Here is a 3,312-nt window from a genome sequence, read left to right on the forward strand (position 1 = left end):
ATTACTTTGCCGATGACGTAACCGTTACAGGCCAGCAGGTTGCACAACGTCTGCTGATTGGTAATCAAATTCTTAACCCATCAAAAGAGCAACGAAACGAAGACGGAACGCCTAAAAACTTCCCCATCCCGTCTCAAAAGGAATTCACAAATGCAATTGCCGATACGCTTGATAAGGTATTTGCAAATATGCCCCAAGCGTATCAGCAGGGCGAACAAGCCATTCGTTCTTATTATGTTGCTCGTGCGGCTGAGAAGGGGGTGATAACCGGCGTAATTGACCCAGATATTATTAAGGAGTCGATCAAGGCTGTTATAGGGATCGTGGTTGACATTAACGGGCAAAAAACCATAACCCCATGGGGAATGTCAGAACTGTCATTCAAAACCGCATCCAAGCGAGCATTTAGTGACGCTGTAACCAATCAGGGTCTTCCTCCTGCCGCGCTTGATAAATTCGAAAGCATGGGGATGCAGTACGTTGGTAAAGATCAGTACCTGATGATTTACGGGAAATCCCCGCTGCTAGACCCATCGGGTAAAAAAGTGATCATCAATCTTAGCGGGGCGGGCCAATGAATATTTTAGATTTTGACGCTCGAGGCATTGAAACAATAAAAAACCAACCTGGAGGGATCCAGATTAAGGATATTGGCCCCGCCTTTGTTGATTGGAACGCTCCGCCTGATTTAATTAACGGTGCCTTTCGTGGGTTAAATAACGTCGATTACACGGTAGAAAAAAACCTCGCTGATGCGTTTAGGCCATTAACAGCAGCGGCAGGTTTGGATAAATCGTGGGATGAACGAATTGAAAACATAGCCAGAATTGGTGAAACCAGTAAACCAGATCCGTTAACGACCAGCACGGTAGGGCAATTATTAGATGGCTTTGGCGAAGTTATAGCGCCCGCAGCTGTGGGATCCGCATTGGGGGGGCCGATTGGTGCTGCTGGCTTGAATGGCGTAGCAACCACGCAGGTTAGATATGATGAGGCTTTAAAGAAGGGGGTCGATGATAACACCGCATTTGGAAAGGCCATATTAGAAGGTGGCGTAAACGCTGTTGGCGTAGTAATCCCCGCCGCTCCTTTTGCAAAAAGCCTCAGTACCCGATTGTTGGCTGGAGCTGCAAGTAATGCCGGTTTGGGTGTCGCTCATCGCGCCGCAACACATGAATTACTGGAGCGGAACGGATATAAAGAAATGGCCCAGCAATACAGGGCTTTTGATAAAACCGTGCTGGCGACCGATGTGATCCTTGGTGCTGCGTTCGGCGGGCTGGCCCACCTTTACGCTCGCCCATCGCCTGAGATTGTAGATGCTGCAATGACCGCTCGTGGCGCTGAGCATTTCAGTGAGTCTACCGCCCCCGGCTTACCTGTCGATATTGAGTCCAGCGTGGTGCATCAAAACGCTCTGGATCTAGCCATGCGGCAACTGGACGCTGGCGAGAGGGTGGACGTGTCGTCACTTGATGGCGTAAACGACGCAGCATTCCTTCTTCACAACGAATCTACGGTTTCAGCAGAAACAATCCGTTTGCGCGGACTGGCGGACCAACTATTGACCAGAGGGGAAAGAAAAGAACTTCAGCAAGATATTCACAACTTAGAGTATTCGATCTCTCAATTGGAGACCAGCAAAGCGGAAATATCAGGACTGCGTACCGGTAATAGCCGCAGCGCCAGAATTAAGAGGAATGAACTGGAGCAGATCGATTCTCAAATAGCACCGCTAGCTGATGAATTGGCAGTAAAAAAAGATACTTTGCTAAATAACATAAAGGGTGGCATTAACTTCGAGGCTAAGGCTGACCTATCACGACTGGAGCAGGGGATTGTTCCAGCATATTTGCGTCTGATGTTACGTGATGAGGCGGGAATAACAGAGAGAATGCAGGAACGGCCCCCTATAGCAGATATTTCATCGCTACAAGACAGCCGCGCCCCGCGCGCTCAAGAGAATACCTCTGGCGCTGGTAGTGGTAAGTATCCCCCATCCGTTGAACGACTAAGAGCACTGGTGCTGGCTAACCCTGAGGCTAAAGTTATTTCCGCATTTGATAATGAGGGAACGCCGCTTCAGCAAAATGTCACGGAGGTTATGGCTGATATCGACGCCAACCTGCAAACAGCACGCCGCGAATCCACCATGTTTGATACAGCCGTCTCTTGTTTTTTGCGTAGGGGATAACCATGCATCCGAATTGTATTCAGGAAGTAGAGAGTGCCATCGGAAGAAAGCTGACGAAAGCGGAAACCGACGGGATAGATACAACGATAAGCTATCACCTGCGTGAACTTGCAAGAGAAGATCGCCAGCGTTTCCGTTCACTATCCCAGCAAGACAGACTGATGGAGGCGGCACAGTGTGCAATGGTTGCCCATATTCAGCGTGCTGAAAAAATCGCAGAGCGCCGGGCGCTTAATATGGTGGCTCAGGTTAAAAACGTTGAGTCATTAACCGAGCGTGCCACCGTTCTTGGCGGCAAAGCCCCTTTTCACAAAGCCCTGTTTGAACGGCTGCGGCAATTGGATGTCCGCGTTCGAGGTGAGCGCGCGGCGGCATTCAGTGAAATAGTTGACACGATCAATGCTGTCGAGCCCAGATTTCTTGGTCTGTTCGATAACCCCGTAGCGACGAAAGCGTTTATCTATGAGGTTTACGGTATCAATACCGGGAATCCGGTAGCAGCAAAAGCCGCAAAAGCATGGAACCAGCAGATTGAAGGGTTGCGCCAGCGGGCTAATTCTGCGGGCATGGATATTGGTAAACTTGATTATGGCTACGTCCCGCAGCCGCATGATCTAGCACACATGGTTAAGGCGGGCAAAGAAAAGTGGACTGACTTTATTCTGCCTGTTCTTGATCGCTCCCGATATCTGAATGAAGACGGTACCGCGATGGATACCGGGCAGATGCGGGACTTTCTCGGCAAAGCCTATGACACAATCACGACTCAGGGAAATAATAAGCTTGAACCTGGTCAGGTTGCTATGGGCAGCCGGGCATCCAAGGGTGATGAGTCACACCGCCAGATTCATTTTAATGGCGCTGACGGCTATCTAAAATACATGGATACCTATGGGCAGGGTACTGTTTTCGAGGGAATGCAAAGCCATATTTTCGGCATAACAAAAGATATTGCGCTAATTGAGGAAATGGGGCCCAACCCCAGCAGGACGTTTGATCTACTCAGGGATACCGCCACAAATAAGGATGCAATCAATCTACGAAAACACCCTGCGTCATCCCGTGAATTTGGTGCAACGCCAGAAATGGTGTGGGATACGCTAAACGGTTCGTTGAAT

Annotated in this window: 2 protein-coding genes and 1 pseudogene; all 3 read left to right on the forward strand. The window is 49.5% G+C overall.

Features of this window, described 5'->3' with window-relative positions; translation table 11 throughout:
- Positions 1 to 578: hypothetical protein (locus QZ506_RS14640; RefSeq protein WP_291972019.1), on the forward strand; the 578-nt coding region annotated here is incomplete at its 5' end.
- The gene (locus QZ506_RS14645) at positions 575 to 2,194 is read left to right on the forward strand and encodes a hypothetical protein (RefSeq protein WP_291972021.1); all 1,620 of its coding nucleotides are present in this window, start codon (positions 575 to 577) and stop codon (positions 2,192 to 2,194) included. The genes QZ506_RS14640 and QZ506_RS14645, both read left to right, overlap by 4 nt.
- A gap of 2 nt (positions 2,195 to 2,196) precedes the next feature.
- A pseudogene (locus QZ506_RS14650) lies at positions 2,197 to 3,312 on the forward strand (hypothetical protein); the annotation flags it as partial.

It is taken from the genome of Candidatus Symbiopectobacterium sp., from assembly GCF_020054415.1.
Lineage (GTDB): Bacteria > Pseudomonadota > Gammaproteobacteria > Enterobacterales > Enterobacteriaceae > Symbiopectobacterium.

Coding starts and splice junctions, on each gene's coding strand:
- QZ506_RS14645 (WP_291972021.1), top strand. CDS start 575: ATGAATATTTTAGATTTTGACGCTCGAGGCATTGAAACAATAAAAAAC.